The 24,076-nt window shown below is 74.3% G+C and carries 19 protein-coding genes; 11 read left to right on the forward strand and 8 right to left on the reverse strand.

Translation table 11 applies throughout. From position 1 onward, the window contains the following. Window positions 1-939 (forward strand): type ISP restriction/modification enzyme (locus tag RZ84_RS07815; protein ID WP_241777617.1); only part of this gene is annotated, 939 nt, incomplete at its 5' end. 200 nt (window positions 940-1,139) lie between these two features. On the opposite strand, the gene RZ84_RS07820 is transcribed toward RZ84_RS07815, so the two are convergent. The 3 genes from RZ84_RS07820 to RZ84_RS07830 all read right to left on the reverse strand — a co-directional run bounded on the left by RZ84_RS07820 (window position 1,140) and on the right by RZ84_RS07830 (window position 3,523). Next, window positions 1,140-1,403, reverse strand: coding sequence for a hypothetical protein (locus RZ84_RS07820; RefSeq protein ID WP_043263679.1), 264 nt, complete (start codon window positions 1,401-1,403; stop codon window positions 1,140-1,142). Between the two features lie 250 nt (window positions 1,404-1,653). Further along, window positions 1,654-2,451, reverse strand: a complete 798-nt coding sequence (locus RZ84_RS07825) for an SGNH/GDSL hydrolase family protein (protein WP_043263680.1) — start codon at window positions 2,449-2,451, stop codon at window positions 1,654-1,656. A gap of 364 nt (window positions 2,452-2,815) precedes the next feature. Then, window positions 2,816-3,523 carry a YoaK family protein gene (locus RZ84_RS07830; RefSeq protein WP_043263681.1) on the reverse strand — a complete coding sequence of 236 codons (708 nt, stop codon included), beginning with the start codon at window positions 3,521-3,523 and terminating at the stop codon, window positions 2,816-2,818. A gap of 204 nt (window positions 3,524-3,727) precedes the next feature. On the opposite strand from RZ84_RS07830, the gene RZ84_RS07835 reads away from it, so the two are divergent. The 6 genes from RZ84_RS07835 (at window position 3,728) to RZ84_RS07860 (ending at window position 11,990) form a co-directional block, all read left to right on the forward strand. Continuing rightward, entirely contained in the window at window positions 3,728-4,210 is a 483-nt protein-coding gene (locus RZ84_RS07835) for a hypothetical protein (RefSeq protein ID WP_052230442.1), read from the forward strand. Window position 4,211: 1 nt separating this feature from the next. Beyond that, window positions 4,212-5,306 (forward strand): GNAT family N-acetyltransferase, encoded by a 1,095-nt coding sequence (locus RZ84_RS07840; protein ID WP_043263682.1) that lies wholly within the window; start codon window positions 4,212-4,214, stop codon window positions 5,304-5,306. A gap of 469 nt (window positions 5,307-5,775) precedes the next feature. After that, window positions 5,776-6,594, forward strand: a complete 819-nt coding sequence (locus RZ84_RS07845; protein WP_043263683.1) for a glycosyltransferase family 2 protein — start codon at window positions 5,776-5,778, stop codon at window positions 6,592-6,594. Next, window positions 6,591-7,661: a glycosyltransferase family 2 protein gene (locus RZ84_RS07850; protein WP_078893627.1), complete on the forward strand. Its 1,071-nt coding sequence runs from the start codon at window positions 6,591-6,593 to the stop codon at window positions 7,659-7,661. Before RZ84_RS07845 ends, RZ84_RS07850 begins: the two co-directional genes overlap by 4 nt. Continuing rightward, window positions 7,658-8,485, forward strand: a complete 828-nt coding sequence (locus RZ84_RS07855; RefSeq protein ID WP_052229826.1) for a polysaccharide deacetylase family protein — start codon at window positions 7,658-7,660, stop codon at window positions 8,483-8,485. The genes RZ84_RS07850 and RZ84_RS07855 overlap by 4 nt, the downstream gene beginning before the upstream one ends. A 106-nt stretch (window positions 8,486-8,591) precedes the next feature. After that, window positions 8,592-11,990 carry a lipopolysaccharide biosynthesis protein gene (locus tag RZ84_RS07860; RefSeq protein WP_241778023.1) on the forward strand — a complete coding sequence of 1,133 codons (3,399 nt, stop codon included), beginning with the start codon at window positions 8,592-8,594 and terminating at the stop codon, window positions 11,988-11,990. Between the two features lie 62 nt (window positions 11,991-12,052). Here the strand turns inward: RZ84_RS07860 and RZ84_RS07865 are convergent, their stop codons facing one another. Beyond that, window positions 12,053-13,504, reverse strand: coding sequence for a xylan 1,4-beta-xylosidase (locus tag RZ84_RS07865; RefSeq protein WP_241777618.1), 1,452 nt, complete (start codon window positions 13,502-13,504; stop codon window positions 12,053-12,055). A gap of 175 nt (window positions 13,505-13,679) precedes the next feature. On the opposite strand from RZ84_RS07865, the gene RZ84_RS07870 reads away from it, so the two are divergent. Continuing rightward, entirely contained in the window at window positions 13,680-14,792 is a 1,113-nt protein-coding gene (locus tag RZ84_RS07870) for a DUF5925 domain-containing protein (protein WP_043263685.1), read from the forward strand. Between the two features lie 218 nt (window positions 14,793-15,010). Here the strand turns inward: RZ84_RS07870 and ddaH are convergent, their stop codons facing one another. From ddaH to asnB, 3 genes are all read right to left on the reverse strand, one after another. Continuing rightward, window positions 15,011-15,787 (reverse strand): dimethylargininase, encoded by a 777-nt coding sequence (ddaH, locus tag RZ84_RS07875; protein WP_043263686.1) that lies wholly within the window; start codon window positions 15,785-15,787, stop codon window positions 15,011-15,013. A gap of 52 nt (window positions 15,788-15,839) precedes the next feature. After that, window positions 15,840-16,229, reverse strand: coding sequence for a GntR family transcriptional regulator (locus RZ84_RS07880; RefSeq protein WP_043263687.1), 390 nt, complete (start codon window positions 16,227-16,229; stop codon window positions 15,840-15,842). Window positions 16,230-16,374: 145 nt separating this feature from the next. Beyond that, the gene (gene asnB / locus RZ84_RS07885; RefSeq protein WP_043263688.1) at window positions 16,375-18,225 is read right to left on the reverse strand and encodes an asparagine synthase (glutamine-hydrolyzing); all 1,851 of its coding nucleotides are present in this window, start codon (window positions 18,223-18,225) and stop codon (window positions 16,375-16,377) included. Between the two features lie 277 nt (window positions 18,226-18,502). Here asnB and RZ84_RS07890 point away from each other — a divergent pair, with 277 nt between their 5' ends. Beyond that, window positions 18,503-19,432 carry a GNAT family N-acetyltransferase gene (locus tag RZ84_RS07890; RefSeq protein WP_043263689.1) on the forward strand — a complete coding sequence of 310 codons (930 nt, stop codon included), beginning with the start codon at window positions 18,503-18,505 and terminating at the stop codon, window positions 19,430-19,432. Between the two features lie 270 nt (window positions 19,433-19,702). On the opposite strand, the gene RZ84_RS07895 is transcribed toward RZ84_RS07890, so the two are convergent. Beyond that, entirely contained in the window at window positions 19,703-20,365 is a 663-nt protein-coding gene (locus tag RZ84_RS07895; RefSeq protein ID WP_052229827.1) for a class I SAM-dependent methyltransferase, read from the reverse strand. A 175-nt stretch (window positions 20,366-20,540) separates the two neighbouring features. Between RZ84_RS07895 and RZ84_RS07900 the strand changes: the two genes are divergently transcribed. Both RZ84_RS07900 and RZ84_RS07905 read left to right on the forward strand, forming a co-directional pair. Next, the gene (locus RZ84_RS07900; RefSeq protein WP_043263690.1) at window positions 20,541-23,030 is read left to right on the forward strand and encodes a SpoIIE family protein phosphatase; all 2,490 of its coding nucleotides are present in this window, start codon (window positions 20,541-20,543) and stop codon (window positions 23,028-23,030) included. A gap of 341 nt (window positions 23,031-23,371) precedes the next feature. Continuing rightward, window positions 23,372-24,076, forward strand: a 705-nt coding sequence (locus tag RZ84_RS07905; protein WP_043263691.1) for a lytic polysaccharide monooxygenase auxiliary activity family 9 protein, incomplete at its 3' end; no start/stop codon positions are given.

Raw genomic sequence — 24,076 nt, forward strand, 5'->3', positions numbered from 1 at the left:
CACCGGCTGATCGACGCGGCCCGCCCGGAGTTGTGGCGGGTGGCCGGCGAACGACAGCTGTTCGCCGTGGAGTTGGGGCACGTACCGCAGTCGCCGGGACCCGCCGTGGTCTGCTCCGACCTGCTGCCGGACGGGCACTCGCCAGCAGGCCGGCCCGGCCGGATCCGCCCCCTCTACCGGCGCCCCGGCGGCACCGAGCCCAATCTCACCCCCGGCCTTCCGGAGCTGCTGGCCCGCCGCCTGGACCGCCCCGTGGCACCGACCGACCTGTTCGCCTGGATCGCCGCGACCGCCCGCCACTCCCCCGACGGCGCCGCGGTGCCGCTCACCGCCGACCCCGCCCTCTGGGACCGCGGGGTCGCGCTCGGCGAGCGGCTGCTGTGGCTGCACACCCGGGGCCGGTACGCGAGCCGCCAGGCGCCCGGCTGCCCGGCCGGCGAGCGGCCCCGGATGCCGGGCGGCCGGCGGCCGTACGTACGCGCCGCGCTGCCCGCCCGCGGCCTGCCGGACACCCTGGCGTACGACGCGGAGGAGGAGGCGCTGCTGGTCGGCGGCGGCCGGATCGCGCCGGTGCCGCACGGCGCCTGGGAGTTCGCCGCGGGGGGCGTCCGCGTACTGGAGGCGTGGTTCGCCCAGCGGGGCGCCGCCGCCCCGGACACCGAAGCCGCGGAGGCCGGCGCGCTGGCGGCGCTGCGCCCCGCCGGCTGGCCGCAGGAGTGGACGTCGGAGCTGTTGGAGTTGCTCACCGTCCTGGCGCTGCTGGCCGAACTCCGGCCGGATGCCGAGCGGTTGGCGCGGGAGGTGGCCGCGGGCCCGCAGCTCGGCGGGGCGCAGCTGCGGGCGGCGGGGGTACTGCCGGTACCGCACGCCGCGCGCCGGCCGGCCTCCGTGCTCGACCACCACGAGGAGGGGCCGAACGGCCAGTTCGCGCTCTTGTGAGGTACGGGGCGGGCGGCTACGGCGCGCTCACGGGACCGGAAGACGGCCGGGACGGAAGGCGGCCGGATCCACGTGTGCGGGTACGCAAAGAGCCACCCGTCATGGCGTGACGGGTGGCGAGAAGGGGACACCGGGCGGCAGCGCTGCGCCGGGGCGGGACGATGGGTCGCCTGTGCCGGTGGTACCGCTTCAGGGACGGCTCAGTCGTGGCCTCCGAAGAGCGAGCGGCGCAGCCGACGCAGCGGCGCGAACAGCGACACCCGGGCGCCGCGGCTCCTCCTCGTGCGCGAGTGATCACGCGCGGTGAGCTCCTGCATCAGCGATGTCGCACCCTCTGCCTCACGCTGCGGGATGGCGGGTCCGCCGAGCACCGCGAGGTGCCGGTCGAGACGCGCGCTGGACGCGCCGCTTCCGCATGTGATGGCAGGGACTCGCGCCCTGCTGCGCACTGTTATCTGTTCCATGACTCTCCCCACCCGTACGAGGGCACCCGGCCAACGGGCAGAGTAACCCTATCTCTCTTGGAGGACACGCGTGCAGACCGGTCAACGGATTCACCTGCCTTGCTGTGACGTTGACGAACACCATACGGAATGTCACGTACAGCGCGTGTACCAGGGCGAGTTGAGCGACCGTCGGGACGGTGTGACGGCCCGTGATGCACCGGAGCGCGGAGGAGGCGCCGACCCTCCTCCGCGCCCCGTGTGCGCGGAATTACGCAGCGGAGCCGAACACCGGGAGATATCCGCGGGCCTGGCCGGCCGACGTGGGGTGGTAGGACTCGTCGACAGGGTAGGTCACGCTGTGCAACCACGGGCTGCCGGAGCAGAGCTCGTGGCCGGCGAAGGTCCTGTTGACATCGGCGAACGCGAAGCGGTGGCCGGCGGCGCGCCTGGCGAGGACGGCGTTGATGTCGTCGGCGGCGGCGTCGATGGCGGCGCGGGACTTCTCCGACAGCCCGGCGTCGCAGTCGCCGTTGAGTTTGTAGAAGTGCGGATAACCCAGCACGACGACCCGGGCGGACGGGGCCTTCCTGGCGATGGCGGAGTAGACCGAGTCGAGCTTGCCGGGGAGCGTGTTCCTGATGTAGGTGCGCGCCTCGCCGACCCGGGCCAGGCAGGCGCTCTCACCCTGGAGCGTACAGGTCGTCATGGTGTCGCCGACTCCGGCGTCGTTGCCGCCGACGGTGATACTCACCAGGCCCGTGGCGGTGCTGAGGTGGCCGAGCTGCCCGCTGACGACATCACCCGTTCGGGCCCCTGAACAGGCGTCGAACGAGAAGGACGAGGGCCGGTGCCGGGCGGCCCAGAGAGCGGGGTACGCATGGGTGCTGCGCTTGCACGAGCCGCTGGTGGCGCCGGCTCCGAGGCCGGAGGAGTAGGAGTCGCCGAGGGCCACATAGCCCCGGACGTGCGGGAGTTGAGCGGATGCCGCGGCGCTCGCGCCGGTGAGCGCGAGCGCCGGGGTGACGAGGAAGGCGGATGTCAATGCCGCATATCGGGACAGTCTCATGGAACCTCCCATAGCAGGATCTCTGCTCGATCCGTCGTACCAAGACTCATGGGTAGCCGGAAGTGTCCATGCCAAAAGTCGTACAGAATTCATGACGAATCTGTCGTTATGTCAGCATCTTCGCCGTGGCGGCATTACCACGCATGACGCGTATATGACACCCCGTTGGAATACTTGATGCCTGAGCGCGGCTCATCGATTCCTTTGATGGACGATCACGGACGGACGATCACGGACGTTTCCGGAACGGCCGATTACGTACCCGTTGCACCACCCGGCGCGCGCACCCCGGCGCACCACAGATGAAGAGGACTCCGTCGCGATGCAGTGATGCCCTCCCCGCCCCGGGCCGGCCGGCATCCCGTCAGCCGTCGGCGCTCCGGCGGTGCCCGAGACCGGGCACGATCAGCGCGGTGGCGGCCACGGTCAGCGCCACCAGCAGCACCACCAGCGGCGGACGGGTGCCCAGGCCGAGCAGCCAGGCGCCCAGCAGACCGCCCGCGAGCATCGCGCCCACCGAGCTCACCCGGCGGGGCACCGCGCGGCTGCCGTAGCCCAGCCGCCGGTCGCGGCCCAGCGGGGAGCCGCTCACCAGGGCCGTCATCGCCCGTGTCTCCACCGTGGTGGCGAGGTCGGGGGCGGCCACCCGCATCGCGGTGACGTTGCGCATCCCCATCGCCACCGCCATCAGGCCGATCGTGGCGTAGCGCTGACCGGTCGCCAGGTCGCGGCCCGGCCCGGACTCCCAGCCCGCCACCGCCGCCGCGACCAGCAGCGCCGCCTCGGCCAGCAGGGCCACCGGGAACCACGGCCGCCGCCGGGCCGCCAGCCCCGACTCCACCCGGGCCCCGAGCGCGGCGCCCACCAGGAACGCGCCGAGCGAGACCAGCGTCGCCGCCACCGGCAGCCCGCCCTGTCCGGCGATACCGAAGCCGAGGAAGAGCAGGTTGCCGGTCTGGGTGGCCGTGAAGACATGGCCGAGGGCCAGGAAGCCGACGGCGTCGAGCACACCGGTGACCACGGTCAGGCCCACCATGACCACCGTCAGGGCGACTCCGCTCGGCGGCTCCACGGACGCGGCTCCTTCCACCGGGTCACGGCGCGGCCGGCCGGGCAGCCGCGTGCCGACAGTCTCCGGACCGGTCCGAGCGCGGCCGGGCCATTGCGCCGTCTGTGGGCGGCCCGTGCGTCTTGACGGTTCTTCGAGCGCTGCGCCACATTGAGGCCCGGCATCCGGCGCTTATGGGGGGTAAAGCTGCCAATGCACACCCACACCATGCACCACACGTTCCCCGGCGAGGACCCCACCGGGCGGTCCGACCGGCAGTCGGCAGACCGGCCGACCGGCGGCCCGTCCGACGGCCCACCGGGCGGACCGCCGCCCGACGACCGCCCGCGCGGCGGCGCCGCGTCGCTCGTCGCGGGGGCCGCCTTCGGGACCGCCGCGGTGGGCGCCGTCCTGTCGATCGGCGACATCGGCTCACCGCTGCGCGCACCGTTCACGCTCTTCTTCCTGCTGATGGCGCCGGCCGCCGCGATCACCGCGGCGCTCGGCCGGATGGATCCGCTCGGCCGCGCGGTGGTCGCCGGCGCCGGGGCGCTCGCCGTCGATCTGCTGGTGGCCCAGACGATGCTGGCGCTGCACCTGTGGTCGGTACGCGGCGGGGTGCTCGCGGTGGCGGCGCTGAGCGGCGCCGGGCTGCTGCTGAGCGCGGTACGGCGGCGCGGCCGGGGCGGCCACCGGGACCGGGTGGAGTGACGTGGACCTTGCCGTACTGCGCCCCGGCGAACTGACCGGGGCCGACCGGGACACCTGGCGGGCCCTCCAGTCCGAGGCCCGCGCGCTGGGCGCCCCGCAGCTCGCGAACCCCTTTCTCGCACCGGAGTTCACCCTGGCCGTGGGCAGCAGCCGGCCCGGGGTGCGGATCGCGGTGGTCCGGGAGGACGCCCGGCCGGTGGCCTACCTGCCGTTCCAGCGGTCGCCGCTGGGCGTGGGGCGGGCGGTCGGCCTGGGGGTCTCCGACGCGCAGGGGCTGATCCACCGCCCCGGATTCCGGTGGGACGCCCGGGAGTTGATCCGGGCGTGCGGACTGTCGGTACTGGAATTCGATCACCTGGTGGCGGGGCAGGAGCCGTTCGGCACCCGGACGTTACCCGGATTCGGGTCGCCGGTCGTCGACGTGGACCGGGGGTTCGACGCATATGTGCGGCAACTGCGCGCCCGTTCCCCGAAGTTCGTCCGCACCACGTTCGCCAAGGAGCGCAAGCTCGGCCGGGACGCCGGTCCGGTGCGGTTCGTCCACGACGAGCGCGACCCCGCGATGCTGCACACGCTGATGCGCTGGAAATCGGCGCAGTACCGCAGGACCGGGCGCAGCGACCGGTTCGCGCACCCGTGGATCGTGCGGCTCGTGGAGCAGCTGTTCCACACCCGTACGGAGTCGTTCACCGGCCTGCTGTCGGTGCTGTACGCCGGGGACCGGCCGGTGGCGGCGCACTTCGGGCTGCGGTCGCCGTCGGTCCTCGCCTGCTGGTTCCCCGCCTACGACCCGCGGTTCGCGAAGTTCTCACCCGGGCTGGTGATGCATCTGCGGATGGCGGAGGCGGCGGCTGCGGACGCGCTGGAGTACCTGGACCTGGGGCGCGGCGACAAGCACTACAAGGACTCCTTGAAGACACGTGAACTGACCGTCCACGAAGGGATGGTGACGAGGCGTCATCCCATTGCGCTGGGTCACCGGGCCCGGCGTGCGCCGGTGCGCGCGCTGCGGCACGCCGTTCTGGCCAGGCCGGAGCTGTCCGGGCCCGCGGACCGCCTGCTCAGGAGGGTGGGGCGGCTCCGGACGGGGCGGTGAGGGGCGGTCGCGCCGACGGGGGGAGCGCGGCCGAGCGCCGGCGTACGTCAGTCCGTATCGACCAATGCGGCGAAAGGGGATTTGCCGTAGGAGGTCTTGCTTTAGAGTCCCGTTCGTCAATACCGTCGCACATCCACCCGCATCGGATGATCACGGTACGGCTGCCCCTGGGGAGGGCGCTGGCCGTGCGGTGGGCCGTCCGGAGCGGGGGCGCGGTGGGGGGGTCCCATGCGCCCGGTCGTCGCAGGCTGTTCGCTGCCTGCCGGTGTCCGGCACACGACCGCGCGGCCGAGTATCCGCATGTCAACTCAGCCTGTTCGCACGGCAGTCGACGCCGCCTGCAACGACTGCCGTGCCGAACGGGGTGAGCGCCCCCCTTTCGCCCCGGATCGCGAGCCGGACCGCCCGCAGCCGGGCGGTCCACCGCATGCCCCACCGGACGTTCCACCGGACGAGAGGGAAACCGCCCATGAGCTCCTTCCTTCGCCCTGCCGACGCGGACGAACCGTCGCCGCTGAGCGTGGTGCCCGACCACTCCGCCTACCGTCCCGTCTCCAGCCACCTCGCCATCACCCCGCCGGTGAGCGTCGTCATCCCGGCGATGAACGAGGCGGCGAACCTTCCGTACGTCTTTCGGACCCTGCCGGACTGGATTCACGAAGTGGTCCTGGTCGACGGGAACTCCACCGACGACACCGTCCGCGTCGCCCGCGAGCTGTGGCCCGGCGTCACCGTCGTCACCCAGCGCGGCAGGGGCAAGGGGGACGCCCTGATCAGCGGCTTCGCGGCCTGCACCGGCGAGATCATCGTGATGGTCGACGCGGACGGGTCGGCCGACGGCCGGGAGATCGTCAGTTATGTCTCGGCGCTGGTCTCCGGGGCGGACTTCGCCAAGGGGTCGCGCTTCGCAAACGGGGGCGGCACCGACGACATGACGCCGGTGCGCCGGCTCGGCAACCGGGTGCTGACCGCCGTGGTCAACCTCAAGTTCGGCGCCCGCTACACCGATCTCTGCTACGGCTACAACGCCTTCTGGCGGCACTGCCTGGACCGGATAGCCCTGGACTGCGCCGGGTTCGAGGTCGAGACGCTGATGAATATCAGGGTGGTACAGGCGGGGCTGCGGGTCCAGGAGATTCCCAGCCACGAATACATCCGCATCCACGGCGCCAGCAATCTGCGGGCGGTGCGCGACGGGCTGCGGGTGCTGCGGGTGATCCTGAAGGAACGGGGCACCAGACGGAAGCCGGCCGCCCGGCCCGCGCTGATCGCCGGGGACGTGCGGTGACCGCGCCGGGGGGCCCGTGCCCGAGAGTGTCGGTGGTGATCTGCGCGCACACCGAGGAGCGGTGGGCGGACGTGCTGGCGGCGGTGGCGTCGGTGCGGGAGCAGTCGTACCCCGCGGCCGAGGTGCTGGTGGTGGTCGACCACCACGAGACGCTGCTGGCGCGGCTGCGGGAGCACTTCGGCGGAGCGGGCGCCCGGCCCGCATCCCCGACTCACCTGCGGATCATGGCCAATTCGGGGCCTCGCGGGCTCTCCGCGGGGCGCAACACCGGTATCGCCGCGGCCACCGGCGACGTCGTCGCGTTCCTGGACGACGACGCGGTGGCCGAGCGGGACTGGCTGCGCCACTTCGCGGCGGCGTACGCGGATCCGGCGGTGATGGCGGTCGGCGGGCGCACCGAACCGGCGTGGGCGTCGGGGCGCCGGCCGCGGTGGTTCCCCGCCGAGTTCGACTGGGTGGTGGGGTGCACCTACCGCGGACTGCCGCCGGGGAAGGTGCGGGTACGCAACGTGCTCGGCGGCAACGCCTCGTTCCGTACCCGGGTGTTCGACCTGGTGGGCGGGTTCACCACCGGCATCGGCCGGGACGCCGGACGGCGTCCGCTGGGCGGCGAGGAGACCGAGCTGTGCATCCGGATCAGCCAGGCGCTGCCGGACGCGGTGCTGCTGATCGACGACCGGGCGGTCATCCATCACCGGGTGTCCGCCGAACGGGAGCGGTTCGGCTACTTCCGCGGCCGGGCCTACGCCGAGGGGCTGTCCAAGGCGCTGGTGGCGCGGAGCGTCGGTGCCCGGGACGGGCTGGCGGCGGAGCGCCGCCACACGGCCCGGGTGCTGCCCGCGGGGGTGCTGCGCGGCCTGGCGGACGCCCTGCTGAGGCGGCCCGGCGGGCTCGGCCGGGCCGGCGCGATCGTGGCGGGCGCCACGGCCGCGGCGGGCGGCTATGCGGTGGGCCGGCTGCGGTACCGGTCAACGGCCCTCCCCCGTACGGAAGTCGGAGGGCAGCCGACCTCGCCGACCTCGCCGGCCGCCCCATCCGCCCCGGCGCACGAGGAGGCCGCGGCATGAGACCCTCCGGTGCAGACGCCGGCGCCACCGGGGCGGCCGAGGCCGCGCCCCCGGTGCCGATCCTCATGTACCACGCGGTGACCCCCGCCCCGACGCCCGCCATAAGGGAGTTGTCGGTCACCCCCGAGGCGTTCGCGGAGCAGATGGCGGTGCTGGCCGACCGCGGCTTCACCCCGCTGACCACCGCCGCGCTCGCGGCGGCCTGGCGGGACGGCGGCCCGCTGCCGCCCCGGCCGGTGCTGATCACCTTCGACGACGGCTATGCGGGCGTCCACCGCCATGCGCTGCCCGCCCTCGTCCGGCACGGCTTCCCGGCCACCCTGTTCGCCACGACGGGCTGGCTGCGCGGCCGGCACGCCACCGGGGGCCCGCCGGACGCGATGCTCGGCTGGGACGAGATACGCGAACTGGCCGCGGCCGGCGTGGAGATCGGCGGGCACAGCCACCGCCATCCGTCGCTGGACGGGGTCGGCGAGGAGCGGCTGTGGCAGGAGGTGGCGCGCTGCCGGGAGATCCTCGCCGAGGAGACCGGCACGGCGCCGGAGTCGTTCGCGTATCCCTACGGCCACTCCAGCGGGCGGGTGCGGCAGGTGGTGCGGGCGCTCGGCTTCCGGCAGGCGCTGGCGGTGCGCAACGCGCTCGCCGAGCGGCGGCAGGGACCGTACGCGCTGGCGCGGCTGACCGTCCGGCGGCACACCGGCATCGAGGAGTTCGCCCGGCTCGTCGAAGGGCACGGGATCGGGCGGGCGTTCGCCCGGGACCGGGTGCTCACCAAGGGGTACGCGGTGGTGCGCCGGACACGGCAGGCGGTCCGGCGTGACTGACACCACGACCTGGGCCGACGAGCGCACCGGTCCGGAGCGGGCGGGCGACGGGCGCGCCGCGGGGCGGGGCGGGCACGGCCCGCTCTTCCGCAACGCCTATGCGCTGATGCTCAACACGGGTGTCTCCGGGCTGCTCGGCCTCGGGTTCTGGCTGGTCGCCGCCCGCTACTACACGGCGGACGCGGTCGGCCAGGGCTCGGCGGCGGTCGCCGCGATGAAGCTGCTGGCCGGGCTGACCGCGGTGACGCTGACCGGTACGCTCGCCCGCTTCATCCCGGTCGCCGGGCGCACCACCGCCCGCCTGGTGCTGCGCAGTTACGCCGGCAGCGCCGCCGTGGTGGCCCTCGCCGCGGCCGTCTTCCTGCTCGCCCTCGACGACTGGGGCCCGTCCTACCGCTTTCTGCACGGGCCCTGGGGCGGCCTCGGCTTCACCGCGGCGGTGGTCGCCTGGTCGCTGCTCACCCTTCAGGACGCGGTACTGACCGGGCTGCGCAGCGCGCTGTGGGTGCCGGTCGGCAACGTCGCGTTCTCGGCGGTGAAGCTGGGGCTGCTGGTGGTCTTCGCGGCGGCGCTGCCGGCCGCCGGGGTCTTCGTCTCCTGGGCGGCGGCGATCGCGGTGTCGGTGCTCCCGCTGGGCCTGCTGGTCTTCCGGCGGCTGATACCCGGGCACATACGGGACACCGGGCCGGGCGCCCGGCCGCCGACGCTGCGCCAGATGGCCCGCTTCCTGGCCGGCGACTGCACCGGCTCGCTGTTCTCGCTGGCCGTCGTCTACCTCGTTCCGGTCCTGGTGGCCGCGCAGGTCGGCGCGGCGGACAACGCGTACTTCTACATCACCACCACCATCGCGGGCACGGTCAATCTGCTCGCCCTCAACATGGGCGCCTCGCTGACCGTCGAGGGCGCCCACGACCCGGCCCGGCTGGCCCACAACACCCGGGCCGTGCTGCGCCGGATGACCCGGATCATGCTCCCGGTCTGCGCCGGCCTGTTCGTGGGCGCGCCCTACATCCTGGGGGTCTTCGGCCCGGGGTACGCCGGGGCGGCGGCCCCGCTGCTCCGCTGGTTCGCGGTGGGGGCCGCGCTGCGGGTCGTCATGGAGGTCCACTTCGCGGTGCTGCGCGCGCAGAACCGGACCTCCGGACTGGCCGCCCTCCAGGGCCTGTTGTGCGCACTGGTCCTCGGACTGACCGTGGTGCTGCTGCCGCGGATGGGCCTGAGCGGTGCGGGGCTCGCCGAGGTCACCAGCCTGACGGTGATCGTCGCGGTGGCCGGCGTACGGCTGCGGCGGGTGCTGCGCGGAGAGGCGGCCGGCGGACCGGCCGGACGCCCGAAGGCGGCGGTGGTCCGGGCGCCGGTCCAGGCGGTCGCGCCGGACGGGGACCTGGCGGACCTGGCGGTGTACGGGGACCGGGGGGACGAGCCTTGCTGGTCCACGCGCCGGGCCGAGCCGGAGCCGACGCCCCGGGAGCCCGGCACCCGTGCGCCGCGCGGCGGCCGGGGACGCCTGCTGCCGCTGGGCGTTGCCGTGCTCGCGGGCGCCGCCCTCGCGCTGTACTGGCTGCCGCTGGCCGGCATGGGCGACGCCGATCTGGACCGGATGGGCGGCCTCGGGCTGGTCTCCGTACTGCCGGCCGCCTCGCTGGCCGGTGTCGCCCTGCTGATCACGGCGTACGGCTGCGCCCTGTGGCTGCCCCGGCCGCGCCCCGTGCTGCTGACCGGCATCCTGCTGCTGACGGTGTGCTCACTGCACGCCCTCCCGGCCGTACTGGAGAGCGTGCCCCGCTTCCCCACCGCCTGGCAGCATCTGGGGTTCCTCGACTACCTGGGGCGGACCGGCACCGCCGTACCGGACCTGGACGCCCGCTGGAGCTGGCCGGGGTTCTTCGCCGGGGCGCGCTTCCTGGCCGGGGCGTGCGGCGTCACGGACTACACCGAGGTGCTGCGCTGGTGGCCCACGCTCATCGAACTCCTCTATCTGGCACCGCTGTTCCTGCTCCTGCGGGCCGTACGGGCGAGCTGGCGGGCGAAGTGGTGCGCGGCCTGGCTGTTCGCGCTGTGCGGCTGGGTCGGCCAGGACTACTTCTCGCCGCAGGGCTTCACCTATCTCCTCTACCTGGTGTTCGCGGCGATCCTGCTGGTGTGGTTCCGCGCGCCCGCGTCGCCGGCCCGGGGGCACCGCATCCCCGGCGAGGCGGCGACCGCGCCGGCCGGCCGCGGCCTGCGGGTGACGCTGCTCGCGGTGCTCGTCGCCCTCTTCGCCGCCGCGGTCGCCGGCCACCAGCTCACCCCCTTCGTCATGCTCGGGGTGCTGACCGTGCTGGTGCTCGCCGGCCGGTCGGAGCTGCGCGGGCTGCCGCTGCTGTGCGGGGTGCTGGTCGTGGCCTGGGTGGGGTTCCTGGCCGAGCCGTACTGGTCGGGGCACTTCGACGAGCTGTTCGGCGGCCTCGGGGGCATCGGCGGCAACGTCGCCTCCTCCGTCACCGACCGGATCGGCGGCGACCCCACCCACCAACTGGTGCTCTACACCCGGGTGGCGCTGGCCGGCGGCGTGCTGGCGCTGGCCTGCTGGGGGGTGCTGCGCCGGCGGGCGGCCGGCTATGCGGAACGCTCGCTCCTCGTGCTGGCCCTCGTCCCGTTCCTGGCGTTCGGCATGCAGTCCTACGGCGGCGAAATGGCGCTGCGGGTCTTCCTCTTCGCGCTGCCCGGCGCCTGCACACTGGCGGCGCTGGCGCTCTTCCCGCGCGCCGCCGGGGCGCCCCGCGGCGGCCTCCGCGCCGCCCTCGGCCCGCTCGCCGCCCTGCTGACCGGGCTGCTGCTGGCGTTCGGCTTCCTCGTCGCCCGCTGGGGCAACGAGCCGTTCGAGCGGGTCCGGCCCGGCGAGGTCGCGGCGATGGACTACGTCTACGCCCACGACCGGCCGACCGCCCGCCTGCTGTGGCCGAGCCCCGACCCCGTCAACAGCGTGACCCCCGAACTCCCCTGGGGCGCCCGGGACATGGAGCGGGTCCAGTACCAGCCGGTACCGGCTCCCCCCCACCCGGCCCGGGTCGCCCCGGTGCTCGACGCCCTGCGGAAGGCCGGCCCGCAGTCGTATCTCGTCGTCAACCACGCCCAGGCGGAGTCGCTGCGCCTGGACTCGGGCTACGGGGAGCACTGGGAGCAGCGCCTGCGCACCGCCCTCGACGCCCGCCCTGAACTCCGCCGGGTGGTGTCCAACGACCATGCCGCCGTCTACGAGTTGGCCCGCCGGCCGCCGGGCGCGGTCCCCGCCCCGCGGCCCGGCCCGGCCGGACCGCTGGTGACCTGGACGCCGTGGTCGGTGCTCGGCGCGCTGGCGGCGCTCGCGGTGATCCTGCTGCTGTCCGCGCGCGAGGTGATACGGGTCGCCGCCCCGCCCGGCGAGCGCCGACTCCACTGGCTCCAGGGCCTGTTCTGGTTCGCCATGCCGTTGCTGGCGGTGTTCCTGGCGTCGCTGGTGCAGCGCTTCGCGACGATGTCGTAGCCGTCGCGGAGGGGCACCGGGCAGGGGTACCGGGGGTGCTGCGCCGGGGTGCCGCGCGGGGGTCAGGAGCGGCGGTCGAGCCAGCGCACCGCGTAGGCGTCGAGCGTCACCGTCCGCCCCTCCACGGTCACCGTGGCCGGCCGGTCCGCGGTGTTGACGAGCATGACCGTGTGCGCGCCGCCGAGCACCCGGACCGCCGCGTCCGCGTCCCCGCCCTGCGGCGTGCGGCCGGCCGGGTACACCGGCCCGTGCGGCGGGAAGGCCCGGGAGAACCGCATCAGCAGGTCCAGCATCGGCAACTCCCGCCCGCCACCGGCCTTTTCGGTGCTGCTCCACAGGCAGCCGGGGCAGGGGGCGTCGGTGTTCTCGTTCTCCGGGTTCCAGTACAGCCCGCTGGTCGCGCCCCCGGCCGCCATCTCCATCAGCGCGGCGGCCCGCACCGCGATCCGTTCCCGCTCGCTCCACCCGGAGTCGTGCCGGGCGCCCTCTTCCTCGCCCGCCTCCACGTACCACTCCGCCCACCACAGCGGCAGCCCGGTCTCCTTGCGCACCCAGCGCCCCACATCGGCGAACTTCCGGGTCGCCAGGAACGGGTCGTCCTGCGCGTAGTGCCCGTCCTTGGTGTAGCTGGAACCGTCGACGACGACGAAGTCCGCCCCCGCCTTGTGCCGGTTCCAGTAGCGCAGCGCGTCGATCGTCCGCCGGTCGATACTCCCCCAGGGGCCCTGGAGGTCGGACGCGTACGTCCGGTCCCCCGGCAGATAGCTGTCCATCACCAGGTACGGCCCGCCCACCTGGATGCCCTTGTCCACCCGCTTGAGCTCCCGGTAGACGAGGTTGTACAGCCGGGTGTACCCCTCGTAGTTCCAGCGGCCCTTGTGGTCGTCGAAGAAGCCCTTGAACTCGTTCCAGACCAGGAAGTGCCGGACCTCGGGGTAGCGGCGGGCGATCTTTCCCGCCAGCGCGGCGAAGTCGGCGTAGTGCGCCGGATCGGGGGCCTGCTCCAGCCTGCTCCAGTCGGTGCTCCCGGACCGGCCGCCCTTCATCCAGTCGGGGGCGCCGCAGAGCGTCAGCACGGGCGTCCCGCCGGCCCGCCTGATCAGCGCGATACGGCGGTCCAGATCGGCGAAGTCGTAGTGTCCGGGGCTCGGTTCGGGGCTGTCCGCGCCCCACCCCATGATGTGCTGGTTCTGCGGCATGGGGGTGCCGGACAGCAGCCGGGTGACCCGGTCCGTGGCGGCCCCGCTCCCCCGGTCCGCGCTGAACTGCGTATGGGTGAAGCCCCATCCGACGACCGGCCCCGCCGCCCGTTGCGACATCCCGCGCTCACCGCCCCTCCCGCACATCACCAGCAGCAGCGCCAGCGCCGCCAACCCGGCCACCACCACGACCCCGAGGGCGGTACCCCGCCGACCGTGCAGGCCCGCACCCTGCCCGGGGGCGGGACGGCGGAGCCGGCCGCGGTGCGCCGGATGCCCCGGGCCGCCCTGACGTTCCCCAGCACGACGTCGCACGACGGACCACAGTAGGGCGGCCGGGTCCGGTGCGGCCAGGGCGCACCGAGGGCGTATCCGGCGCCGGATCCGCGCTGTTCGGACGGGCATTCGACCGGGCGCGGTGGTGCGCCCGTGCCGGGCAACGCCGGATATTCCGTGTACGCGGCGGGCCGGGGTGGCGGATCATGGCGGCATGTGTGCCGATCACGTCCAGCCCTCCCCCGCCGAGGCATCGCTCCCGCTCCGGCTCACCATGGACGACAGCGACTCGCCCTCCGATGTCGTCGACGCGCTGTTCCTGGGGCGGTTCGCCAACGGCGAGCAGCCGTACGCCCGCAGCCGGTCGGTGGACCGGGTCAAGGCCGGGCTGACGCTGCTGCCGCCCGGCGTACGGATCCTGCGCGCGGCGCGCGACGACGACCGCAGCGCCACCCTCGCCGAGGGCGACGGCTTCACGCTGCTGGTCTCCCGCTGGAACCGCGGCGCCGACGTCACGGTCACCGCCGTCACCGACGCGCTCGCCGAGAAGGTGCTGGCGCAGGCCGCGGACGGTGCCGAGGACGAACCGGAACCGCAGCCGGAGAACGTCCCGATGGGCTTTTGGTACTTCTCCCCGCGCCGCGGCCCGCACCGCACCTCCCGGCAGATCACCGCCGGCACGTGGGAGGAGATCCGCCCCAACTACACCGCGCCGGTGGCCGATGCGATGGACCGGCTGATGAAGGTGGCGCCCGGGGAGATCGCCGGCCGGCTGCTCTTGCTGCACGGCCCGCCGGGCACCGGCAAGACCTCCGCACTGCGGACGCTCGCCCGCTCCTGGCGCGACTGGTGCCAGGTGGACTGCGTACTCGACCCGGAGCGGCTCTTCAACGACGTCGGCTACCTGATGGACATCGCCATCGGCGAGGACGACGTCACCGGCCGGGGCCGCTGGCGGCTGCTCCTCCTGGAGGACTGCGACGAGCTGATCCGCGGCGAGGCCAGGCACACCGCGGGCCAGGCGCTCTCCCGGCTGCTCAACCTCACCGACGGCCTGCTGGGCCAGGGCCGCAACGTCCTGGTCGGCGTCACCACCAACGAGGACCTGGAGCGGATGCACCCCGCGGTGGTCCGCCCCGGCCGCTGCCTGGCCCGTATCGAGGTCGGTCCGCTGACCCGGCGGGAGGCCGCCGGCTGGCTGGGCACGGAGGAGGGCATCGGCCGCGACGGCGCCACCCTGGCCGAGCTCTTCGCGCTGCGCCGCGGCACGCGGCCCGCCTCGGTCCCGGCCCAGGACCCGGGCGCGGACGCGGGGCTGTATCTGTAGTGCGGCGCGGGTGTCCGTAGTGCGGCGCGGGCGGCAGTCCCGGGCCTTCGGCCCTACCCGCCCCCGCCCGGCTCCGCCGCGCTCCGGGTGTTCGCCGGGATCGGGCCTCCCGGCTCCCTCTGGAGGAAGGTCCCCGCGCGTCCCCTGGTCCGACGCCGGCCGGTTCGTGCCCCGCCGGCCGTCCTGTGCACCCTCTTCCGGGGCGGGCCCACCGGACCTCAGACGTGCAGGTCGCGCAGGCGCACGGACAGGCAGGTCACGCACCCCTCCAGTTTCTCGAACTCGCCGATGTCCACCGGCACCGGCCGGTAGCCGAGGTCGGTGAGCAGCCGTGCGGTGCGGGGCGCCTCGGCGGCCATCAGCAGCCGGTCGCCGCCGAGGAGGACGACATGTGCGCCGGCTTCCTCCGGGACGGGGCGGAAGCCCGGGAACACCGCGGGGTCGTCGACCAGCGGCGGGTAGCCGATGACGGTGCCGTCGGGCAGGGCGGTGACCGCGGACTTCAGATGGAGCACCCGGCTGACCGGCACGGCGACCACCCGGGCGCCCAACGGCTCGAAGACGGCCCGGAGTTGGCGCACCCCCTCGGCGTTGGTTCGGCCGCCGCGGCCCACGTACACCGTGTCGCCGACCTTGAGGACGTCGCCGCCGTCGAGCGTGCCGGGCGCGCGGATCTCGTTGAGCGAGCAGCCGAGCGCCCCGGCCGCCGCGCGGGTCGCGGCGACCTCCGGCCTGCGGGAGTCGGCGCCGGGGCGGGCGAGTAGGGCGACATTGCGGAAGACGACCATGGTGTCCTCGACGAAGACCGCGTCCGGGCAGTCGTCGGCGGGCTCCACCTCGGTGATCCGCCAGCCGTGCTCGCGCAGCACCCGGACGTACTCCTCCCACTGGCCGAGCGCCCGCACCGGGTCCACCGGCCGCCGGTCGACATGGGTGACCAGGCCCTCGGCGAGGCGGGGGCCGGGGCGGCGGACGAGGGCGTGCCGGCTGGGCATGGACTGGTCCTTCCGTCAGGAGGGGCGGGCGCGGCGCCCGGCGGACGACGCGTCAGGCATCGGCTCCGTACGCGGCGCGCAGCGCGTTCTCGACGGCGGTGCGGGCGGCGCGCAGCTCCAGGCCCAGGCGGTGGGCGCGGCGGGCGTAGGCTTCGGCCGCCGCGGCGGCCTCCCGGTCGGCGGCGTCCCCGGCCGCCGCGACGAAGCTGCCGTTGCGCCCGCGGGTCTCGATGACGCCGTCGGTCTCCAGGGCGCGGTACGCCTTGGCGACGGTGTTGGCGGCCAGCCCGAGTTCCTCGGCCAGGCCGCGGACGGTGGGGAGTTTGTGGCCGACCGGCAGACCGCCCTCCCTGGCCTGGTCGGCGATCTGGGTGCGTACCTGCTCGAACGGGGCCTCGGCCGCCGCCGGGTCGATGGTGATCGTCAGGGTCTGCGGGGACACGGTGGCACTCCTGGTGCTGGTGGTGGCGCGGGCGGCGGGTGCGCGGGGTGGGCGGGCCCGGGCTCGCGGGGTGCGCGGTTTTTTGTCGCATCCATTGTGCGCCAGAAGCGGCCACCGTGCCGTGAGGCGGGTTGCCTCGGCCTGCCTACAGATCCAGCGTCGTGCCGGTGGTCCGCAGCCAGGCGTTCATGCCGAGGGCCAGTTCGGCGCCGGGGCGGATGTCGTGGGTCGCGCCGTCGGCGGTGGCCTCGGCGAGGACCCCGGAGTCCAGCAGCGGGCGGACCGGGGCATCCCGGTCGGCGGCCAGTTCCCGCAGCTCGCCGCGGAGCGCCTCGTTGTAGCCGGGGTCCTGGGTGCTGGGGTAGGGGCTCTTGACGCGGTCGGCGACCACGTCGGGCAGCACATCGCGGGTGGCGGCGCGCAGCAGCGACTTCTCCCGGCCGTCGAACGTCTTCATCGCCCAGGGGGTGTTGAAGACGTAGTCGACCAGGCGGTGGTCGCAGAACGGGACCCGGACCTCCAGGCCGACGGCCATACTGGCGCGGTCCTTGCGGTCCAGCAGGATCTGCACGAAGCGGGTCAGGTGCAGATAGCTGACCTCGCGCATCCGGCGCTGGTGGCCGGTGTCGCTGTCCAGGTACGGGACTTCGGCGAGCGCCTCGCGGTAGCGGCGGTGCTCGTACCCGGGCAGGTCGAGGCGCTTGAGCAGGGCGCGGTCGAGCAGCGCCTCGCGGACCGCGTCGCCGCCGGAGAACCGGCCGGAGACGCCCGCGGCGACCCAGGGGAAGGTGTCGGCGTCGACCGACTCCGGGTCGTGGAACCAGCGGTAGCCGCCGAACACCTCGTCCGCGGACTCGCCGGAGAGGGCGACCGTGGACTGCTCGCGGACCGCCCTGAACAGCAGGTAGAGGGAGGTGTCGCCGTCGCCGAAGCCGTTGGGCAGATCGCGGGCGGCCAGCACCGCGGCGCGGTGCGCCGGGTCCATCAGGGCCACGGTGTCCAGCACGATGTCGTGGTGGTCGGAGCGGACGTGCTCGGCCAGCGCGTGCGCGTACGGGCCGTCGGGGGTGCCGCGCAGGTCGTCGGGCGTGAAGTTCTCGGTGTAGCCGGTGAAGTCGACGGCGAACGAGCGGACCGGGCCGCTGCCCTGGGCGGCCAGCGCCTTGGCGGAGAGCGCGGTGATGGCGGAGGAGTCCAGGCCGCCGGAGAGCAGGGTGCACAGCGGGACGTCGGCGATCAGCTGACGGGCGACGATGTCATCGAGCAGGTCGCGGACGCGGGCGACGGTGGTGTCGAGGTCGTCGGTGTGCTCGCGGGCCTCCAGGGCCCAATAGCGGCTGATGTGCACGCCGTTGCGGTCGACGCGGACGAGGTGGCCGGGGCGGACCTCGTGCAGGCCCTGGTAGACGGCGTGGCCGGGCGTCTTGGTGAAGGTGATCAGCTCGGCGAGGCCCTCGGTGTCGACGGCCGGGCGTATGTCGGGGTGGGCGTGGACCGCCTTGGGTTCGGAGCCGAAGAGGACGCCGTCGCGGGTCGGGTGGTAGTAGAGCGGCTTGATCCCCATCCGGTCGCGTACCAGCAGGAGTTCCTCGGTCCGCGGGTCCCAGAGCGCGAAGGCGTACATGCCGTTGAGGCGTTCGGCGAACGCCTCGCCCCACTGGAGGTAGGCGTGCAGCACGACCTCGGTGTCGCTGCTGGTCCGGAAGGCGTGGCCGAGGCCCTCCAACTCGGTGCGCAGTTCGCGGTAGTTGTAGACCTCGCCGCTGTACGTCGTGACGATCAGGGTGCGGCCGTCGTGGTCGACCCGCATCGGCTGTTTGCCGCCGTCGATGTCGATGACGGCGAGCCGGCGGTGGCCGAGCGCGGCGTGGGTGCCGAGCCAGATGCCGGCGGCGTCCGGGCCGCGGCAGGCCATGGTCTGCGTCATCGCCTCAAGCGTGGGGCGCTGTGTCGTCAGGTCGTTGTCGTAGGAGATCCATCCGGTGATTCCGCACATGGTCGCGGCTCCTCCCTCGGTTACGGCCGGCCGCCGCACTCCCGTCGGCGGCCCGCGTGATCACCGTACGCCGAGGTAGTTGCAGTGGCCACCTATGTAGCTGTGCGACCGTCCGGAATCAGCCAGATACGCACCGCTCACCGGATCGGCACCGGCCCGCCCCTCACGCACCGGGAACCCGCCCCCTTCACGGACCGGAGATCCGGTGGCACATCGCAGCGCGCAGCGGCGGAAAAGGGGAGGCACGGCGGGGCGCCGCGGCGTACCGTGCGCGACCATGACGCCTACCGTGCGCGACTTCCGCCCCGCCGACGCCAAGGCCGTCGCCGACCTGCGGCGGGCGGCGCTGCCGCATCTGATCTCGACCCCGCAGGGCGTCGCCCGGCAGGTCGCCGGCGCTCCCCCGGCGAAACAACTTCGGGTGTTCGTCGCCGAGCTGGCCGGCCGGGTGATCGGCCAGATCAGCGCGCAGCTGCTGCACGAGAGCAGCGTGCCGGGGCAGGCGGCGGCCACCCCCGTCGTCCACCCCGACCACCGGCGGCAGGGGGCCGGCGGAGCCCTGCTGACCGCCGCCGAGGAGCATCTGACCGCGGTCGGCGCCAACCACCTCTTCGCCTGGGCCGACGACGAACCCGGCGCGCTGGCCTTCGCTGCGCGCCGCGGCTACCGCCTCACCCGCTCGGGCAGCTTTCTCCGGCTCGATCTCGCGGGCACCGCGCTGCCCCCGCTCCCCGCCCCGTTGCCGCCCGGCGTCCGGCTGTGCACCGGCGCGGACTTCGGGGCCGATCCGTACCCGCTGTTCGCCGCGGAGGCGGAGGCCGCGGCGGACGAGCCGGGTGATGTCGCCCTCGACGCCATGGACTACGAGACCTGGCTGCGCACCACCTGGGAGTACCCGGACACCGACCTGGACCTCACCTCGGTGGTGACCGTCGACGGCGAGATCGCCGCCTTCACCCTCGTCGCCACCGACGGCCTCGGCCGCTATGTCTCGGCGATGACCGGCACCCGGCGCGCCTTCCGCGGCCGGGGCCTGGCCCGGCTCGCCAAGACCGACTCGCTGCACCGCGCCCGGGACGCCGGGTGCACCGAGGCGTTCACCGGCAACGACGACGGCAACGCCCCGATGCTGGCCATCAACCGCGCCTTCGGCTACCGGACGTGCGCCGCCGAACGGCGGTGCGTACGGGACCTGGTGCGGGGGTGAGGAGACCGGCGCCGGTCCGAGGGGGCGGGCCCTAGGTCCTGTCGTCAGACTCCCGTCGTCCGCCCGAAGGGCGGGCCGGGCGGTGTCCGGTGCGTGCTCCCGGTGTGCCGGGCGACGGCCCCTGTATTGGAGTACTGACGGCCCCCGTACTGGAGTACTGGGGTCGTTGCCCGGTGCGGCGAAGGGGCCTCGCCCGAGCCGTGCGAAGCCGGTTCGAGGGTGGGGCGCGTGCAGGACGTCGCCCGGCAGGCGGGAGCTTGACGACAGGGCTTACGGCGTGCCGTGGCCGGCCGCGGGGTGCGGACGGACGATCAGGGCGTAGCGCTCGTCGGGGACCTCCCTCCCCCACAGCGCCGGCTCGGCCGACAGCTCGACCAGCTCCGTACGCGACGCCAACGGGGCGGCGAGCGCGGCGAGTTCGCCGGCGCGCAGGCCGACCGGGGCGGACTCGCCCCAGCGGCCCTCCACCAGGACCAGCCGGCCGCCGGGGGCCAGCAGCCCGGCCCAGCGGCGCAGCACGGACGCCGGATCGGGCAGCGCCCACAGGACATGGCGCACCAGGACGGCCGCGAACCGGCGCTCCCCCACGGGCGGTTCGGCGGCATCGCCCACTATGAACACCGCGTCCCGGCCCGCGAGCTTGTCGCGGGCCAGCGCGACCATGGCCGGCGAACGGTCGACGCCGGTGACCCGGTGGCCCTGCTCGGCGGCGAGCAGCGCCAGGCTGCCCGTGCCGCAGCCCACGTCGAGGATCTCGGCGGGCGCGGCGGGCAGCCAGGAGCGCAGCCGGGCGGCCCAGGCGGCGCGGACGGCGGGGTCGCGCAGCCCGTGGTCGGGCTCCTCGTCAAAGGTCGCGGCGGCGGCTTCCCAGTAGGCCGCGTCCGCATCGGGCAGGGACGATTCCGCCTGGTCGACGGGGGTGTTGGCAGTCATGCGTCCATGGTGCCCGACGCCACTGACAGCGGCCGGGGTCCGCCGGGCGCACGGCGGCGGGGAGCGGCCGGGCGGGGCGGGGGAGTACCGTTGAAGGCGCTGGTGGTAGCCGGTGGCGGCCCGCAGCGAAGGGCCGCGGACGCCGGGCGTCGCACCGGCATGGGACCGGTCGTAGATGAGCGCATTCCCGAGCAGCCGGCTCGCCCAGGACGGAGTCCTCGACCTCACCCGGACCGCCGTGGTGCTGGCCGATCGCACGGGGGTGGTGCGGGGCTGGACCGCGGGCGCCGAACGGCTCCTGGGGTACCCGGCGTCCCGGGCCGTCGGCCGGCCGCTCGCGGAGGTCTTCGCCGGGACGGACCCGCGGCAACCGCCGCAGGACGCCGCCTGGCGGGACCGGCTGGCGGCGGACGGCTGGAGCGGACTGGCCGCGGTACGCCGCAGCGACGGGCACCGGCTGGACCTGGAACTGCGCGTGCTGCCGGTACTGGACGCCCACGAGCGGTCCCTCCGGCTGGTCCTGGCCGCCGAGATGGCCCGGACCCCGTGGTCGGGGGCGAGCCGTTCGCTGCTGGACGGCATCCTCGGGATGTCGCCGGTCGGGGTGGCCATGCTGAACTCCGATCTCCAGTACGTCTGGCTGAACGACGCGCTGGAGCGGATGGGCGGTTCGCCGAGCGCGGAGCGGGTCGGGAAGCGGATCGGCGAGGTGCAGCCGGGGCTGCCCGGCGAGTCCATCGAGGCGGAGATGCGCCGGGTGCTGCGGACCGGCGTCCCGTCGGTGGGCGTCGAGTACCTGGGCCGCCCGCGGTCCGAGCCGCAGCGCGAGCACGCCTACTCGACGTCCTTCTTCCGCCTGGAGGACGAGGCCGGCCACGTACTGGGCGTCTGCTACATGGTCCTGGACGTCACGGAGAGCTATCGCGCCCGGCAGCGGATGGCGCTGCTCAGCCGCGCCGGGGAGCGGATCGGCAGTTCGCTGAACGTCTGGCAGACGGCGCAGGAGCTGGCGGACGCGGCGGTTCCGGACCTCGCCGACTTCGTGACCGTCGACCTGCTCGAAGCGATGGTGTCCGGCGAGGAGCCCTCGTCCGGGCCGGTCGACGCCGCGGCCCTGTTCGCCATGCGCCGGGCGGGGCAGCGGTCCGTGCAGGAGGGCTGCCCCGAGGCGGTGGTGGCCGTCGGGGAGCCGGCCGCCTATCCCCCGTCGGCGCCCGTCGTGCTGAGCCTGACCGGGGGCGACTCCCTGCTGCTGCCGGCCCTGGACCTGGACGGCAGCGACTGGCCGGCCGACGACCCGGTCCGGGCCGCGCGCCTCAGGGAGCTGGGCGTCCACTCGCTGATGGTGGTGCCGCTGCGGGCCCGGGGCACTTTCCTGGGCGCGGCCACGTTCGCCCGCCGGCAGCCCATCGGACCGTTCCAGCCCGATGACCTGGTACTGGCCGAGGAGTTCGTGACCCGCGCGGCGATCTCCCTGGACAACGCCCGCCGGTTCACCCGCGAGCACACCGCGGCGCTCACCCTCCAGCGCAGTCTGCTGCCGCGCGCTCTGCCCGAACAGAGCGCGGTGGACGCGGCGTACCGCTATCTGCCCGCCGACTCGTCCACGGGGGTGGGCGGCGACTGGTTCGATGTGATCCCGCTGTCCGGGGCCCGGGTCGCGCTGGTGGTCGGCGACGTGGTCGGGCACGGGGTGCACGCCGCGGCCACGATGGGGCGGCTGCGGGCCGCGGTGCAGGCGCTGGCCGATCTGGACTTGGCGCCGGACGAGGTGCTGGCCCACCTGGACGACATGGTCAACCGGGTCGCCCACGACGCCAACAGCGACGACGGGGTGATCGGCGCGACCTGCCTGTACGCGGTCTACGACCCGGTGAGCTGCTGCTGCACGCTGGCCCGGGCCGGGCATCCGCCGCCGCTGCTGGTCAGCCCGGCGGGCGCCCGCCCGCTCGTGGAGCTGCCGACCGGTCCACCGCTGGGGCTGGGCCAGATGCCCTTCGAGTCCGCCGAACTCCCGCTGCCCGAAGGGAGCTTGCTGGCGCTCTACACCAACGGCCTGCTGCTGGGCAAGGCCCTCGACCTCGACGGCGGGATCACCCGGCTGCGGACCGCGCTGGCCAATCCGCAGGCCCCGTTGGAGGACATCTGCGAGACCGTCATCAGCAGCCTGCCCGGCCCCCGGCCGGTCGACGACGTGGCCCTGCTGCTGGCCCGCACCCGGGCGCTGCCGAAGGAGCAGCTGGCCGTCTGGGACATCGCCGCCGACCCGTCAGCGGTCGGCGAGGCCCGCCGGTCGGCCGTCGGGCAGCTGGCCCGATGGGGGCTGGAGAAGCTGGAGTTCTCCACCGAGCTGATCGTCAGCGAACTGGTCACCAACGCCATCCGGCACGCCTCCGGGCCGATCAGGCTGCGGATGATCCGGGACGGAACGCTGATCTGCGAGGTCTCGGACGGCAGCAGCACCGCGCCGCACCTGCGCCACGCCAGGACCACCGACGAGGGCGGCCGGGGGCTGTTCCTCATCGCCCAGTACGCCGAGCGGTGGGGCGCCCGTTATACAGCGGACGGCAAGTTCATCTGGGCCGAACTCCCCCTGGAGACAGTGTCCGAGGCCCTGCCGGCGAGTGCCCTCATCGACGCCTTCGCCGACCCCGACGACCGGTGACCCCGCTCCCCGACCCCGACGACCGGTGCCCCGGGCGGTGCCCGCCACACCCCCAACACCCGTTCCCCGGGCCCCCGATGCCCGATTTCCGCCCGGCTGCCTGTGCCCCCGCTTAGTCCCGTCTTAACGCGACCATAAGGATCGCCGGGATCGGCCTCCGGGCCCCGAATCCGCTGCTCGGCGCGGCTAGCGTGCTGCTCGCAAGGCGGGTTCGGGTGCCCGCCGGCGCCGTTCACCGGGGGCGGCACCGCGGCGCCCGCGTCCCGACCCCCCACCTCCGCCTTCGCTCCCCCGCCCCGAACCCGACGCACCTGATGGACCTCATGAAGGAGCCCCCCACGATGACCGTTCGTCGCAAGGCCACCGTGATCGCCCTGGTCGGCGTCGCCCCCCTGGCGCTCACCGTGCTCGCCGCGGCCCCGGCCGCCGCGCACGGGACGATGTCGGACCCGGTCAGCCGGGTCGCCGCCTGCTTCGCGGAGGGCCCGGAGCACCCCAGGTCGGCGGCGTGCAAGGCGGCCGTGCAGGCCGGCGGCACCCAGGCGCTCTACGACTGGAACGCGGTCCGGGACGGCAACGCCGGCGGCAGGTCCAAGGAGAAGATCCCGGACGGCCGGCTGTGCAGCGCCGGCAACCCCGAGTACAAGGGCCTGGACCTGCCGCGCGCCGACTGGCCGTCCACGAAGATGCAGGCGGGCGACCATACCTTCCACTACAAGGCCACCGCCCCGCACAAGGGCTCCTTCGAGCTGTACCTCACCAAGGACGGCTACGACCCGACCAAGCCGCTGAAGTGGTCGGACCTGGAGTCCACGCCGTTCGTGAAGGTGACCGACCCGAAGCTGACCAACGGGGAGTACGTCTTCGACGGCAAGGTGCCCGCCCGCTCGGGCCGCCACCTCATCTACAGCATCTGGCAGCGCTCGGACAGCCCCGAGGCGTTCTACACCTGCTCCGACGTGGTCTTCGGCAAGGACAGCGGCGGCGCCGGGTCGGCGCCCGCCGCCGGCGCGCCGACCGACCGCCAGATCGCGGCGGGGGGGCGG

Origin of the sequence: Streptomyces sp. CT34 (assembly GCF_000805335.1) — a bacterium.
In the GTDB taxonomy this organism is placed as follows: domain Bacteria; phylum Actinomycetota; class Actinomycetes; order Streptomycetales; family Streptomycetaceae; genus Streptomyces.